The sequence below is a fragment of the Enterobacter sp. Ag1 genome, from assembly GCA_000277545.1.
Classification (GTDB): domain Bacteria; phylum Pseudomonadota; class Gammaproteobacteria; order Enterobacterales; family Enterobacteriaceae; genus Cedecea.
This window is the reverse complement of the sequence record AKXM01000006.1, coordinates 78551-93096: the sequence shown is the minus strand read 5'-3', so window position 1 is coordinate 93096 and position 14546 is coordinate 78551. Positions and strand designations below refer to the sequence as shown.

Sequence of the window (14546 nt, the reverse complement as noted above, 5' to 3'; positions counted from 1 at the left end):
AATAACCTATCCTGGGTAAAAGAGATAACATTATTATGCATTTAAATGAATTTTTATGCAAATTGTTCATCTTCCTTCAGGTGCCTGATTTTACGGCGGCCTGAATAGCGTGGGAGAATCATCCGGCGGAGATCAGCCTGAAATAATGTTATGAAAGCGGGCGATTTTATCAAATTTCGTTATCGGCGAACATGCCTGTGTCACGACTCGCAAATAAGCTTCAAAGTAAATTAAATGTTATCAAAATGATGTTGTTTTGGTGTGCGTGGAGGGGTAATGTAACCGCCGTTGATGTAACCACATCAGGTCGTGACCGGGCGCTATGGCGTCGTTCCTCCCGGCGAGTAAATGCAGCAGCAACGCGGTCGGTGATTGCTTTATATCGCAATCTGGCGGCGGGAAGATTGTAATTACCTCCTCTCTGGATTATGGTCGCCACCGCATGGAGTTACGGCACGATTTTGCTAACCATAATAAGGAGTTTAGGATGAAAGTTGCAGTCCTCGGCGCAGCTGGCGGTATCGGCCAGGCGCTTGCCCTTCTACTTAAGACCCAACTGCCTTCAGGCTCAGAACTCTCTCTGTATGACATTGCGCCAGTAACCCCAGGGGTTGCGGTGGATCTGAGTCATATCCCGACTGACGTGAAAATCAAAGGTTTCTCCGGCGAAGATGCTACCCCTGCGCTGGTGGGTGCAGATGTGGTGCTGATCTCCGCAGGTGTTGCACGTAAACCAGGTATGGATCGTTCCGACCTGTTCAACGTGAACGCGGGTATTGTGAAAAACCTGATCGAGCAAGTGGCGAAAACCGCCCCTAAAGCTTGCATCGGTATTATTACCAACCCGGTAAACACCACCGTGGCGATTGCCGCAGAAGTGCTGAAAAAAGCGGGTGTTTACGATAAGAACAAACTGTTCGGCGTCACTACGCTGGATATCATCCGCTCCAACACCTTTGTTGCCGAGCTGAAAGGCAAGCAGCCAACGGATATCGAAGTCCCGGTGATTGGCGGCCACTCTGGCGTAACCATTCTGCCGCTGCTGTCCCAGATCCCTGGCGTGAGCTTCACCGAGCAGGAAGTCGCTGACCTGACCAAACGTATCCAGAACGCGGGTACTGAAGTGGTTGAAGCGAAAGCCGGTGGCGGGTCCGCAACGCTGTCTATGGGCCAGGCTGCGGCTCGTTTCGGTCTGTCTCTGGTTCGCGCTTTGAAAGGCGAAAGCAACGTTGTGGAATGCGCTTACGTTGAAGGCGACGGCGAGCACGCACGTTTCTTCTCCCAGCCGCTGCTGCTGGGTAAAAATGGTATCGTTGAGCGTAAAGCTATCGGCACCCTCAGCGCATTTGAGAAAAACGCGATGGAAGGCATGCTGGATACCCTGAAGAAAGATATCCAACTGGGCGAAGAATTCGTTAAGTAATCGACGCCTGGATAAAAAAAACCGGAACTCAGGTTCCGGTTTTTTTATGTCTGCCGTTTAGCTTCCGGCGGGGTATTCCTGCACGGTGACCTGCAGCGTGAGTTTCTTGTCTTCACGCATGACTTCGACCGGAATCACCGAGCCTGGGCGAATTTCCGCCACCTGGTCCATGGTTTCCAGCGCCGAGATAGCCGGTTTGTGGTTAACCGAGATAATCACGTCGTTAACCTGAATACCAGCCTGAGCTGCCGGGCCGTCCGGGGATACAGCATTAACGATAATCCCTTGTAGCTGATCGATGCCTGTGGAAGGGCCATGCAGCGGGGTGATTTCTCTGCCGCCAATGCCGATGTAGCCTCGAATAACCCGGCCATCGCGGATGAGCTTATCCATTATTTTGGTCGCCAGTTGGGTCGGTATCGCAAAACCAATCCCTTCCGGCGTTTCGCCGTCATTGCTCTTGTCAAACGACAGGGTGTTGATGCCCATCAGTTCCCCGAGCGAATTCACCAGCGCCCCGCCGGAGTTACCGCGGTTAATTGAGGCGTCAGTTTGCAGGAACGACTGTCGGCCCGAAGGGCTCAGGCCGATGCGGCCGGTCGCGCTGATAATGCCCTGCGTGACCGTCTGCCCCAGGTTGTAAGGGTTACCGATGGCCATGACCACATCGCCAATATGGGGCTGGCGCTTGCCGTTAATAGGAATGATCGGCAGGTTGGTGGCGTTGATTTTCAGCACAGCCAGGTCGGTCAGGCTATCGGACCCAATAAGCAGGGCTTCAAACACTCGCCCGTCCTGGAGCGCAACGATGATTTGCTCGGCATCGTTGATCACGTGTTTATTGGTAATGATGTAGCCGCGTCCGTCCATGATAACGCCAGAGCCGAGCGTCTTGATTTGAAGCTGGTTTTGGCCGTTATTGCCGACGCTGCGATTGTACACGTTCACTACCGCCGGGGCAGCGCGGCGCACGGCCGGATTAAAGCTCATCGGCGTTTCGTCGGTGCTGTCATATTGTGCCGGCGCAAGTGGGCCAACGGCTTTGCGTAACGACGGCATCGCGAGCAGCAGCAGCCCCGCAACAATCAGCCCAATGATCACCGAACGTAAGATCTTTAGAAACATGAGTTTGAGTTAATAAGTGAGAGATCGACCGCAGAATAGCATGAGTTGGACGGACATCGTACAGACGATGTCCGTTTCTCTGCTTCCGTTAACGCAACAGCAAATAGAGGCTCTGTTCGCCGCGAACAACATGCAGCGCAATGACCGCAGGCTTGGTTTCCAGCACTTTGCGCATTTCGGCGATAGTATGAATTCGCTCACGGTTAATGCCGACGATGATATCGTCTTTGTGCAGACCAACCTGAGCCGCAGGCGTGCCTTTATCCACGTTATCCAGACGAATGCCCTTGCCGCCGTCCTTCAGTTGCCCATCGCTTAGCGTGGCACCCTGCAGCGCCGGCAGGATCAATTCTGCGCTTGCGGAAGAGGCGGTGCTCTTGTCCAGCGTCACGCTCACTTCCAGTGGTTTGCCGTCGCGCAGCAAGCCCAGTTTCACCACGGTGCCGGGCTCGGTTGTGGCAATTTTCGCTCGTAATTCGGCGAAACTGCTCAGCGGGTTACCGTTCAGGCTGGTGATGATATCCCCGGCTTTAACGCCCGCTTTTGCCGACCCTGACTGAGGCAGAACTTCACTGACAAAGGCACCGCGCTGGGTGGAAAGGTTAAACGCTTTGGCGATGTCGGCGTTCATCTCCATGCCTTTGATTCCCAGCAGGCCACGTTTGATTTCACCAAATTCCATCAGCTGTTTGGCGAGGGTTTGGGCCATATTGCTCGGGATAGCAAAACCAATTCCTACGCTGCCGCCTGCGGGAGCAAGAATCGCAGTGTTGATGCCAATCAGTTCGCCGTTCAGGTTGAGCAGCGCGCCGCCGGAGTTACCCCGGTTGATTGAAGCATCTGTTTGAATAAAGTTTTCCAGACCTTCAAGGTTCAGGCCGCTGCGGCCCAGTGCGGAAACGATGCCGGAAGTCGCTGTTTGACCGAGGCCAAATGGGTTACCCACCGCAACCGCAAAATCACCCACTTTGAGCTTGTCAGAGTCGGCCACTTTGATTTCGGTAAGCCCGGTCGCGTTTTGCAACTGAAGTAGCGCGATGTCGCTCTGATCGTCCCCGCCAATCAGTTTGGCATCAAATTCACGCCCGTCATTCAGCTGCACGCTGATTTTCTGTGCCTGATTAATCACATGGTTGTTGGTCAGGACATAGCCTTTTGCGGCGTTGATGATGACGCCGGAACCCAAGCCTTCAAACTGCTGAGGTGTGTCGGAGGGGGCTTCATCGCCGTAGAATTTTTTGAACTCTTCCGGCACTTTCTGGCTGGGCGCTGAGGCGGTGCCTTCAACCTGTACGCTGACGACCGCCGGTAAGACTTTTTCCAGCATCGGCGCAAGGCTTGGCAAAGCCGGCTGGCCTGGAACCTGGGAAGGCAGTGACGCGCTTGCCAGAGGGGATACGCCGAGCGTCAGAGCGACGCTTAACGCTAATGCATTCAACAGCCGTGTTTGTTTCTTCATTGGATGCTGGCTCTCGTCACCTGGAAAAAGGAATGCCCACTCACGCAATTGATGTTATTGAAAGATCAATCGACTCACAATGGCGTAATAAGAAAGCACAAGATAATTAAATGATAGCTGGGTCAGGAAAGGATGGGGCACCTGAACTGTGCCCCGGAAAAGCTAAAACAGGGATTAATCGCGTTTTGCACCGGCGCGAAGCAGGCCGGAAGCACCGTCTGAATAATCGCGCGGCATCTGAACCGGCGCCTGATCGTTCCCGGCTTCAGACTCGGCAAGACGGTTACGGAACGGATTGGCTTCCGCTGTCATCTCCGGCAGCAGGCTGCTGGAGCTTTTTGCCATGTGCTGATACAGCTGGCGATAATCGTGCGCCATGTTATCCAGCAGCTCGGCGCTGCGGGCAAAATGGCTGACTAACTCTTCGCGGTACTCTTCAAGCTCCGCTTTGTTTTTTTCCAGCTCATACTGCAGAGCTTGCTGTTGGCGCAGCTTACGATTGCCGAAACGCATGGCTACGGCGCCGATAATAAGGCCCACTACTAACCCAATAAGCGCATATTCCCAAGTCATGAACTTCTCCCGTTATCTTGTGATTCCGTAGGGTAATGTAGCCACTATAACCGTTAACCTAAGAGAAGTGGAATCCTGACGCTGCATCGCTTAGGGTAGAACGGCCTTTTTTTGGACAACCGGTTCGAAAAAGGCAGTGAACGGCTATCCGATTATAAAGGGAAGATAATAATACCATGCAAAATCTCTCTCCTGCAGCGCGCTACCAGCAGGCCCTGGCAGAAGGCAGTTTTCAACCTGATGATGTGCAGCGCGAAGCGATTATGCGCCTGGACGCTATCTGGCAAGCATTGTCCGTTGCACCTACGCCCGCGCCTGCCGGTGGGTTGCTGACTAAGTTCGGCAAGCTGTTCGGTAAAAAAGAGGTTCAGGCCGGGCAGGAGCCCGCCCGGGGTTTGTATATGTGGGGAGGCGTGGGGCGAGGTAAAACCTGGCTGATGGATATGTTTTTTCAGAGTTTGCCGGGAGAGCGCAAACTCAGGCTGCACTTTCACCGCTTTATGCTTCGGGTTCACGAAGAGCTGGCGCAGCAGCAGGGCCACACGGATCCGCTGGAAATTATTGCTGACGGCTTTAAGGCCGAAACGGATGTGCTGTGCTTCGACGAATTTTTTGTCTCTGATATCACCGATGCCATGCTGCTGGGTACATTAATGAAAGCGCTTTTTGCGCGAGGCATCACGCTGGTGGCCACCTCGAACATCCCGCCGGATGATTTGTACCGCAATGGGCTGCAGCGCGCGCGGTTCTTACCCGCCATCGAAGCAATCAAACGCTATTGCGACGTGATGAACGTGGATGCCGGGATTGATTACCGCCTGAGAACGCTGACTCAGGCACACCTTTGGCTGTCACCGCTGAATGCAGACTCCGCGCTGCAAATGGAAAAGCTTTATGTCGCTCTGGCCGGGGCAACGCGCGAAGGTGCGCCGGTGCTGGAAATCAACCATCGGCCAATGGTGACGATGGGGGCCGCAAACCAGACGCTGGCTATCGATTTCAGCACGCTATGCGTGGACGCGCGCAGCCAACATGATTACATCGCGCTTTCGCGCCAGTTCCACACCGTCCTGCTGTTTAATGTAACGGTGATGACAACGTTGATGGAGAGTGAGGCACGCCGTTTTATCGCTATGGTGGACGAATTCTATGAGCGCCACGTCAAGCTGGTGGTGTCTGCTGAGACCGAGCTATTCAATATTTATCAAGGGGAAAGGCTTAAGTTTGAGTTCCAGCGTTGTCTTTCCAGGCTGCAGGAAATGCAAAGTGAAGAGTATTTACGCCGGCCTCATCTGCCGTGACGATGAATATGTGATATCAACGACAAATTGTGGTCGATCTTTGAGGTCGACTTCTCTATAATCTTGCGACCCCACGTTACAACCAAAGTTTTTTTCCCAAAACTTTTGTCGTGCCGGCATAGGCTATTCGAAGGGGTAGGTTTGCTGGACAATGTCGCGTGAACCTCGACTGATTTTAAACGTTTGGGTGTTCACCAACGTGTAACTATATATTGGGTAAGCTTTTAATGAAAACTTTTACAGCTAAACCAGAAACTGTACAGCGCGACTGGTATGTCGTTGATGCTGAAGGTAAGACCTTAGGTCGTCTGGCTACTGAACTGGCTCGCCGTCTGCGCGGTAAGCACAAAGCGGAATACACTCCGCACGTTGATACTGGTGATTACATCATCGTTCTGAACGCTGACAAAGTTGCTGTAACCGGCAACAAGCGTACTGACAAAGTGTACTACCACCACACCGGCCACATCGGTGGTATCAAACAAGCGACCTTTGAAGAGATGATTGCCCGCCGTCCTGAGCGTGTGATTGAAATCGCGGTTAAAGGCATGCTGCCAAAGGGCCCGCTGGGTCGTGCAATGTTCCGTAAACTGAAAGTTTACGCGGGCACCGAGCACAACCACGCGGCACAGCAACCGCAAGTTCTGGACATTTAATCGGGATTATAGGCAATGGCTGAAAATCAATACTACGGCACTGGTCGCCGCAAAAGTTCCGCAGCTCGCGTGTTTATCAAACCGGGCAACGGCAAAATCGTTATCAACCAACGTTCTCTGGAACAGTACTTCGGTCGTGAAACTGCCCGCATGGTAGTTCGTCAGCCGCTGGAACTGGTCGACATGGTTGAGAAACTGGATCTGTACATCACCGTTAAAGGTGGTGGTATCTCTGGTCAGGCTGGTGCGATCCGTCACGGTATCACCCGCGCTCTGATGGAGTACGATGAGTCCCTGCGTTCCGAGCTGCGTAAAGCTGGCTTCGTTACCCGTGATGCTCGTCAGGTTGAACGTAAGAAAGTCGGTCTGCGTAAAGCACGTCGTCGTCCTCAGTTCTCCAAACGTTAATTGTTCTCTGCCTGTTCAGGCAGCAAGACAGTTGGCAAAAAGCCCGGTCCTGGTACCGGGTTTTTTTATGCCTGTAATTTATATTATTGCTTCTAACATTTTGAAATTATTTGCCTTTCAGGCAAATTCGATATACGACCACCACAAAACCAGTAAAATCTGGTAAACTATCATCCAATTTTCTGCCCAAATGTCGGCATCCAGTTGTTTTCGCCCTGATAAGGCGTCAGCGATGTTTCGGCGAAGCATTGGGTAATAACGGTCAGGTTAGTCGCCGCTTGCGGCTATTAGCAGTAATTTTCTGGATAAACTTGGAGGTTTTCATGGCTGTCGCTGCCAACAAACGTTCGGTGATGACGCTGTTTTCCGGTCCTACTGACATCTACAGCCACCAGGTCCGTATCGTCCTGGCTGAGAAAGGTGTTAGCGTTGAAATTGAGCATGTGGAAACGGATAACCTGCCTCAGGATCTGATTGACCTCAACCCCAATCACAGCGTACCGACCCTGGTTGACCGCGAGCTGACGCTGTGGGAATCCCGCATCATCATGGAATACCTTGATGAGCGTTTCCCGCACCCACCTTTGATGCCGGTTTATCCGGTTGCGCGTGGTGAAAGCCGTCTGTACATGCACCGCATTGAGAAAGACTGGTATTCGTTGATGAACGTGGTGATGAACGGCTCAGCGCAGGAAGCGGAAGCCGCTCGTAAGCAGCTGCGTGAAGAGCTGTTGAGTATCGCCCCGGTCTTTACCCAGAAGCCTTTCTTCCTGAGCGACGAGTTCAGCCTGGTCGACTGCTATCTGGCTCCGCTGCTGTGGCGCTTGCCGCAGATGGGCATTGAGCTGACAGGTGCGGGCTCCAAAGAGATGAAAGGGTACATGACCCGCGTCTTCGAGCGTGACTCCTTCCTGGCCTCTTTGACCGAACCTGAGCGCGAAATGCGTCTGCAGACCCGAGGCTAATTGATGGATATGTCGCAGCTGTCGCCGCGCCGTCCTTATCTGCTGCGGGCCTTTTATGAGTGGCTGCTGGATAACCAGCTCACGCCGCATCTGGTGGTAGATATCACACTACCGGGCGTACAGGTTCCGATGGAGTATGCGCGTGACGGGCAAATTGTGCTGAACATCGCCCCGCGAGCCGTAGGGAATCTGGAGCTGGCCAATGACGAAGTGCGCTTTAACGCGCGTTTCGGCGGCGTACCTCGCCAGGTTAACGTACCTATGGCTGCCGTGCTGGCTATTTATGCACGTGAAAATGGCGCGGGCACCATGTTTGAGCCGGAAGCGGGCTATGATGAAGACGCTGAAAGCCACAACGATGACCAGCCCGTTATCGGTGAGACTGAAACAGTTATGCAGGTTATTGACGGCGATCGCCCGGATCACGGCGATGATGACAATCACCCGGATGACGATCCGCCGCCGCCGCCTCGCGGTGGTCGCCCCGCACTGCGCGTGGTGAAATAACAAAAAGCCAGTCGAAAGACTGGCTTTTTTTATGGAGGATTCGGCGCAATCTGGCAGCCTGAGCCGCCAGATTTTAACGCTTATACTTCGAGGAAGTTCAGGATCCCGTCAGCCGCCTTACGCCCTTCAGCAATAGCGGTGACCACCAGATCGGAACCGCGAACCGCATCGCCACCGGCGAAGATTTTCGGGTTGCTGGTCTGGAAAGCGTTCTCGCTAGCTTCTGGTGCGAGAATGCGCCCCTGGCTGTCCAGCTCAACGCTGTGCTGCTCCAGCCAGGTCATGCTGTGAGGGCGGAAACCGAAGGCCATTACCACCGCATCGGCTGGCAATACGTGCTCGGAGCCGGCGACGATCTCCGGGCGACGACGGCCATTCGCATCCGGCGCACCCAGCTCGGTACGGGCCACTTTCACACCGCACACCCGGCCATTTGCGTTAATTTCCACGCCCAGCGGCTGCAGATTGAACTGGAACTCCACGCCTTCTTCGCGCGCGTTTTTCACTTCGCGTTTAGAGCCCGGCATATTTTCTTCGTCACGACGGTAGGCACAGGTCACGTGGGTTGCACCCTGGCGCACTGAAGTACGCACGCAGTCCATAGCGGTGTCCCCGCCGCCCAGCACGACAACGCGCTTACCTTCCATGCTGACATACGGCTCTTCAGCTGTTTCGCCGAAGCCCATGATCTGCTTGGTATTGGCGATGAGGAACGGCAGGGCGTCATACACGCCAGGCGCGTCTTCATTTTCGAGACCACCGCGCATCGACTGATAGGTGCCGACGCCCAGGAACACGGAATCGTATTCGCTCAGCAGCTCGTCCATCTGCACATCGCGGCCCACTTCGGTATTGAGTTTGAATTCAATCCCCATCCCGCTGAAGATTTCGCGACGCTTGGTCATCACCTCTTTTTCCAGCTTAAAGGCTGGAATACCGAAGGTCAGCAGACCGCCGATTTCTGGGTGTCGGTCGTAAACCACCGCCTTCACGCCGTTACGTGCCAGAACGTCGGCACAGGCAAGCCCGGCAGGGCCTGCCCCGATGATAGCCACGCGTTTACCGGTTTGCTTAACGCCGGTCAGATCCGGCTTCCAGCCCATCTCAATCGCTTTATCATTGATATAGCGCTCGATGTTGCCGATGGTTACCGCCCCGAACTCGTCGTTCAGCGTACAGGAGCCTTCGCAAAGACGATCCTGCGGGCAGACGCGGCCGCAGACTTCCGGCAGGCTGTTGGTCTGGTGAGACAGCTCGGCTGCCTCAATAATGCGCCCCTCATTGGCCAGTTTCAGCCAGTTTGGAATGTAGTTATGAACCGGGCACTTCCACTCGCAGTACGGGTTGCCGCAGGAGAGGCAGCGGTCGGCCTGAGCCTTGGCCTGCCCCTCAGAGAACGGCTCGTAGATTTCCACAAATTCAATTTTGCGGATCTTCAGCGGCTTCTTCGGCGGATCAACGCGCTGCAAGTCGATAAATTGATAAACGTTTTGACTCATCGTGACCTCTTACTGCGCCTGCACCCGCAGCTCAGCTGCGGAACGACTGCGGTGACCCAACAATGCTTTAACATCACTGGACTTCGGTTTAACCAGGGTGAATTTCGAGGCGAATGCCGGCCAGTTGGCCAGGATTTCTTCGCCGCGCTGGGAGCCGGTCAGCTGAACGTGTTCGGTAATCATGCCTCGCAGATGCTCTTCATGAATCGCCAACTCTTCCACATTCAGTAATTCAACCAGTTCCGGGTTCACGCGTTTGCGGAATTCACCGTCTTCGTCCAGTACGTAGGCGAAACCGCCCGTCATACCAGCCCCGAAGTTAACCCCCGTTTTGCCCAGAATACAGACGATACCGCCGGTCATGTATTCACAGCCGTTATCGCCGATGCCTTCAACCACGGTGATCGCCCCGGAGTTACGCACCGCGAAACGCTCGCCTGCACGGCCTGCGGCATACATCTTCCCGCCGGTGGCGCCATACAGGCAGGTGTTGCCGATAATGGTCGCTTCGTGGCTGCGGAAGGCTGAGCCTACCGGTGGACGCAGAGAAATCAGCCCGCCCGCCATACCTTTACCGACATAGTCGTTGGCATCGCCGGTCAGGTGCAGCTCAACGCCGCCCGCGTTCCAGACGCCGAAGCTCTGGCCTGCGGTGCCGTTAAAGTGCGCCTTGATTGGGTCAGACGCCAGGCCTTGATCGCCATGTTGCTGGGCAATGTAGCCGGAGAGCGAAGCTCCAATCGAACGGTCGGTGTTGCGAATATCAAACCAGAACGTTTTACTCTGCTTGTCGTCCACATACGCCTGTGCCTGGTTCAGCAGCTGTGCGTTAAGGTCGCCCTTATCGAACGGCGGGTTATGCTCGGTGCAGTACACCGCTTTGCCCGGCATCGGTTCAGCCGTTTTCAGCAGGGCAGAGAGATCCAGCTTCTGCTGCTTCGCCGTAAACCCGTCCAGCTCTTTCAGCAGGTCGGTACGGCCAATCAAATCAACCAGACGTTTCACGCCCAGCAGCGCCATCAGTTCTCGGGTTTCGCGGGCGATGAATTCAAAGTAGTTGGTCACTTTGAACGGCAGGCCGTGGTAATGGTTTTTACGCAGTTTGTCATCCTGAGTTGCCACGCCGGTAGCGCAGTTGTTCAGGTGACAAATTCGTAGGTATTTACAGCCCAGCGCAACCATTGGCCCGGTACCGAAGCCGAAGCTTTCTGCCCCAAGAATTGCTGCCTTGATGATGTCGAGGCCGGTTTTCAGGCCACCGTCCACCTGCAGACGAATCTTATGGCGCAGGCCGTTAGCCACCAGTGCCTGCTGGGTTTCCACCAGACCAAGTTCCCACGGGCAGCCCGCGTATTTCACGGATGACAGTGGACTTGCCCCAGTGCCGCCGTCGTAGCCGGCAATAGTAATCAGGTCCGCATAGGCTTTGGCTACGCCCGTTGCGATGGTGCCGACGCCCGGTTCTGAAACCAGCTTCACGGAAATCATCGCCTTCGGGTTAACCTGCTTCAGGTCGAAAATCAGCTGCGCCAGATCCTCGATAGAGTAGATATCGTGGTGAGGCGGAGGGGAAATCAGCGTCACGCCCGGCACGGAGTACCGCAGCTTGGCGATATAAGGCGTCACTTTATCGCCCGGTAGCTGACCGCCTTCGCCCGGCTTCGCGCCTTGCGCAACTTTAATCTGGATAACGTCGGCGTTGACCAGGTAGGCAGGCGTCACCCCGAAGCGGCCGGAAGCAACCTGCTTGATACGGGACACTTTATTGGTGCCGTAGCGCGCCGGATCTTCGCCGCCTTCGCCGGAGTTAGAGTTCCCGCCGATGCTGTTCATCGCTTCAGCCAGGGATTCGTGTGCTTCCGGGCTCAGAGCGCCGATGGACATTGCCGCGGTATCGAAGCGTTTGAACAGCTCGGTCGCTGGCTCAACGTCTTCAATTTTGACGGACTCGTCCTGCGGATTCAGCGCAAGCATATCGCGCAGCGTGGCGACCGGGCGCTCGTTAACCAGTTTCGCGTATTGCTGATAGTCGCTGTATTCGCCGCTTTGCACCGCTTTTTGCAGCGTCTGCACTACGTCCGGGTTATAGGCGTGGTATTCCCCGCCGTGAACGAATTTCAGCTGGCCACCCTGATCCAACGGCTTACGTACCAGCCAGGCGCGTTTGGACAGGTTCAGCAGATCCTGCTGGAAGTCGCCGAAGCCTGCCCCGCCGATGCGGCTGACCGCGCCCTGGAAGCAAAGCTCGGACACTTCTTTATGCAGACCCACCGCTTCGAACAGCTTAGAGCAACGGTAAGAGGCGATAGTCGAGATGCCCATTTTGGACATGATCTTGTACAGCCCTTTGTTGATGCCGTTGCGGTAGTTTTGCATCACGGTGCGGTAGTTTTTATCGATGGCGCCGTTGTCGACCAGCTTCGCCAGGGTTTCATAGGCGAGATATGGGTAGATAGCGGTCGCACCGAAGCCCAGCAGCACGGCGAAGTGGTGCGGATCGCGGGCGCTGGCGGTTTCAACAATGATGTTGGCATCGCAGCGCAGGCTCTTCTCAACGAGGCGAGTCTGGATGGCGCCTACGGCCATCGGGGCCGGAACCGGCAGGCGATTTTTCGCAATATTACGGTCGGACAACACCAGCAAGACGGTGCCATTCCGAACCATGCGTTCAGCTTCGTCGCACAGCGCCATCACCGTTTCGTGCAGCGACTTCTCGGTCACGTCATAGGTGATGTCGAGCGTATCGGCGCGATAGTGTTCCTCTTCCAGCGTGGTGAGCTGCTGGAAATCAGACCACAGCAGAATCGGCGATTTAAAGCTCAGGCGGTGTGCCTGGCCTTCTGCCTCGCAGAAGACGTTCATTTCACGGCCAATGCTGGTGGCCAGGGACATAACGTGCGCTTCACGCAGCGGATCGATTGGCGGGTTGGTCACCTGCGCAAACTGCTGGCGGAAGTAATCGTAAATAATGCGTGGCTGGCTGGAAAGCACGGCAAATGGGGTGTCATCGCCCATTGAACCCACGGCTTCCTGGCCATTCTCGCCCAGCACGCGGATCACTGAATCCAGCTCTTCGCTGCTGTAGTTAAACTGTTTCTGATAGCTGGCAAGCGTATCGTCGTCCAGCTCCCGCGAACCTACTTTTTCATCCGGCAGGTCTTCAAACGGCACCAGCCGGCGAACGTTGTTCTCCATCCACTCTTTATAGGGATGGCGGCTTTTCAGCTCGGCATCGGTTTCAGCGGAGTGCAGAATACGCCCGACGCGAGTGTCGATAACCATCAGCTCACCCGGGCCAACGCGGCCTTTCTCTACCACTTCATCCGGCTGGTAGTCCCAGATCCCGACTTCAGAGGCGCAGGTGATGAGCTTGTCTTTGGTGATCACGTAGCGCGCCGGACGCAGGCCGTTACGGTCGAGGTTACAGGCGGCGAAACGTCCGTCAGACATCACGATCCCGGCCGGGCCATCCCACGGCTCCATATGCATGGAGTTAAAGTCAAAGAAGGCGCGCAGCTCAGGATCCATGTTCGGGTTGTTCTGCCATGCAGGCGGAACCAGCAGACGCATGGCGCGCACGATATCCATCCCGCCGGCCAGCAGCAGCTCAAGCATGTTATCCATGGAGCTGGAGTCGGAGCCGGTTTCGTTCACGAACGGCGCAGCGTCGTGCAGATCGGGGATCAGCGGCGTCTGGAATTTATAGGTACGGGCGCGCGCCCACTGGCGGTTACCGGTGATGGTGTTGATTTCGCCGTTGTGCGCCAGATAGCGGAACGGCTGAGCCAGCGGCCAGCGTGGCACGGTGTTGGTGGAGAAGCGCTGGTGGAACAGGCAAATGGCCGATTCCAGGCGCAGGTCCGCCAGGTCCAGGTAGAAGCGCGGCAGGTCAGCCGGCATACACAGACCTTTATAAATGTTCACCAGGTTAGACAGGCTGCAGATATAGAAGTCTTTATCTTCCTGGATACGTTTTTCGATACGGCGACGGGCGATAAACAGGCGGCGTTCCATATCACGAGGGCGCCAGCCCGCCGGGGCATTAACGAATATTTGTTCAATACGTGGCAGAGAGGAGAGGGCGATTTCACCTAGCACGTCTTTGTTCACCGGCACTTCACGCCAGCCAACAATAGACAGGGTTTCGTTTTGCAGCTCTTCTTCAACAATGCGGCGGCTGGCGCGGGCAAGCGCGTCATCCTGGTTCAGGAAGATCATGCCAACGGCGTAGTTCTTGGCCAAACGCCACTGGCGTTCTTCTGCAACAATGCGGAAGAAACGATCGGGTTTTTGCAGCAGCAGGCCACAACCGTCGCCGGTTTTACCGTCGGCAAGGATGGCACCACGGTGCTGCATACGGGCTAGCGCGTGAATAGCGGTACGCACTACCTTGTGGCTAGGTTCGCCTTCTATGTGGGCGATCAGGCCGAAACCACAGTTATCCTTCTCAAGGGATTTATCGTACAACATATCAGTGAACCTCCCCAGGCTCTACGTTACTCCCAACCGTTTGCGCGTGGACGCAGCAAGGGCATGGCGACGGGGTTTGCGCATCATACGCTTGCCTCGCGTGTCGCCCTCTTAATGTCCAACGTATCCGGTGTCACAAGTGTTGAGGACTTGCTTTAGA

The 14546-nt window shown here is 55.2% G+C and carries 11 protein-coding genes; 6 read left to right on the top strand and 5 right to left on the bottom strand.

What is annotated here, in order from left to right:
• The first annotated feature begins 487 nt into the window (after positions 1-487).
• Complete coding sequence (mdh, locus tag A936_RS04015; protein ID WP_008454883.1) at positions 488-1423, top strand: malate dehydrogenase; 936 nt, start codon at positions 488-490, stop codon at positions 1421-1423.
• A gap of 57 nt (positions 1424-1480) precedes the next feature.
• On the opposite strand, the gene degS is transcribed toward mdh, so the two are convergent.
• From degS to zapG, 3 genes are all read right to left on the bottom strand, one after another.
• Complete coding sequence (degS, locus tag A936_RS04010; protein WP_008454882.1) at positions 1481-2548, bottom strand: outer membrane-stress sensor serine endopeptidase DegS; 1068 nt, start codon at positions 2546-2548, stop codon at positions 1481-1483.
• A gap of 88 nt (positions 2549-2636) precedes the next feature.
• Positions 2637-4007: a serine endoprotease DegQ gene (gene degQ, locus A936_RS04005; protein WP_008454881.1), complete on the bottom strand. Its 1371-nt coding sequence runs from the start codon at positions 4005-4007 to the stop codon at positions 2637-2639.
• A gap of 174 nt (positions 4008-4181) precedes the next feature.
• Positions 4182-4580, bottom strand: a complete 399-nt coding sequence (zapG, locus tag A936_RS04000; protein WP_008454880.1) for a Z-ring associated protein ZapG — start codon at positions 4578-4580, stop codon at positions 4182-4184.
• 176 nt (positions 4581-4756) lie between these two features.
• On the opposite strand from zapG, the gene zapE reads away from it, so the two are divergent.
• From zapE to sspB, 5 genes are all read left to right on the top strand, one after another.
• Positions 4757-5881 carry a cell division protein ZapE gene (gene zapE / locus A936_RS03995; RefSeq protein WP_008454876.1) on the top strand — a complete coding sequence of 375 codons (1125 nt, stop codon included), beginning with the start codon at positions 4757-4759 and terminating at the stop codon, positions 5879-5881.
• Between the two features lie 227 nt (positions 5882-6108).
• Entirely contained in the window at positions 6109-6537 is a 429-nt protein-coding gene (rplM, locus tag A936_RS03990) for a 50S ribosomal protein L13 (RefSeq protein WP_008454874.1), read from the top strand.
• Between the two features lie 15 nt (positions 6538-6552).
• The gene (gene rpsI / locus A936_RS03985) at positions 6553-6945 is read left to right on the top strand and encodes a 30S ribosomal protein S9 (RefSeq protein WP_000829818.1); all 393 of its coding nucleotides are present in this window, start codon (positions 6553-6555) and stop codon (positions 6943-6945) included.
• 323 nt (positions 6946-7268) lie between these two features.
• Positions 7269-7910, top strand: coding sequence for a stringent starvation protein SspA (gene sspA / locus A936_RS03980; RefSeq protein WP_008454872.1), 642 nt, complete (start codon positions 7269-7271; stop codon positions 7908-7910).
• Positions 7911-7913: 3 nt separating this feature from the next.
• On the top strand, positions 7914-8417 hold the full coding sequence (gene sspB / locus A936_RS03975; RefSeq protein WP_008454870.1) for a ClpXP protease specificity-enhancing factor: 504 nt from the start codon (positions 7914-7916) through the stop codon (positions 8415-8417).
• 80 nt (positions 8418-8497) lie between these two features.
• Here sspB and A936_RS03970 read toward each other — a convergent pair whose 3' ends face one another.
• Entirely contained in the window at positions 8498-9916 is a 1419-nt protein-coding gene (locus tag A936_RS03970) for a glutamate synthase small subunit (RefSeq protein ID WP_008454857.1), read from the bottom strand.
• Positions 9917-9925: 9 nt separating this feature from the next.
• Positions 9926-14386, bottom strand: a complete 4461-nt coding sequence (gltB, locus tag A936_RS03965) for a glutamate synthase large subunit (protein WP_008454856.1) — start codon at positions 14384-14386, stop codon at positions 9926-9928.
• Positions 14387-14546: the final 160 nt, after the last annotated feature.

What these genes read in the sequence shown, in the direction of transcription:
- mdh (WP_008454883.1), top strand. Translation starts at nt 488, where the DNA reads ATGAAAGTTGCAGTCCTCGGCGCAGCTGGCGGTATCGGCCAGGCGCTT.
- degS (WP_008454882.1), bottom strand. Translation starts at nt 2,548, where the DNA reads ATGTTTCTAAAGATCTTACGTTCGGTGATCATTGGGCTGATTGTTGCG.
- degQ (WP_008454881.1), bottom strand. Translation starts at nt 4,007, where the DNA reads ATGAAGAAACAAACACGGCTGTTGAATGCATTAGCGTTAAGCGTCGCT.
- zapG (WP_008454880.1), bottom strand. Translation starts at nt 4,580, where the DNA reads ATGACTTGGGAATATGCGCTTATTGGGTTAGTAGTGGGCCTTATTATC.
- zapE (WP_008454876.1), top strand. Translation starts at nt 4,757, where the DNA reads ATGCAAAATCTCTCTCCTGCAGCGCGCTACCAGCAGGCCCTGGCAGAA.
- rplM (WP_008454874.1), top strand. Translation starts at nt 6,109, where the DNA reads ATGAAAACTTTTACAGCTAAACCAGAAACTGTACAGCGCGACTGGTAT.
- rpsI (WP_000829818.1), top strand. Translation starts at nt 6,553, where the DNA reads ATGGCTGAAAATCAATACTACGGCACTGGTCGCCGCAAAAGTTCCGCA.
- sspA (WP_008454872.1), top strand. Translation starts at nt 7,269, where the DNA reads ATGGCTGTCGCTGCCAACAAACGTTCGGTGATGACGCTGTTTTCCGGT.
- sspB (WP_008454870.1), top strand. Translation starts at nt 7,914, where the DNA reads ATGGATATGTCGCAGCTGTCGCCGCGCCGTCCTTATCTGCTGCGGGCC.
- A936_RS03970 (WP_008454857.1), bottom strand. Translation starts at nt 9,916, where the DNA reads ATGAGTCAAAACGTTTATCAATTTATCGACTTGCAGCGCGTTGATCCG.
- gltB (WP_008454856.1), bottom strand. Translation starts at nt 14,386, where the DNA reads ATGTTGTACGATAAATCCCTTGAGAAGGATAACTGTGGTTTCGGCCTG.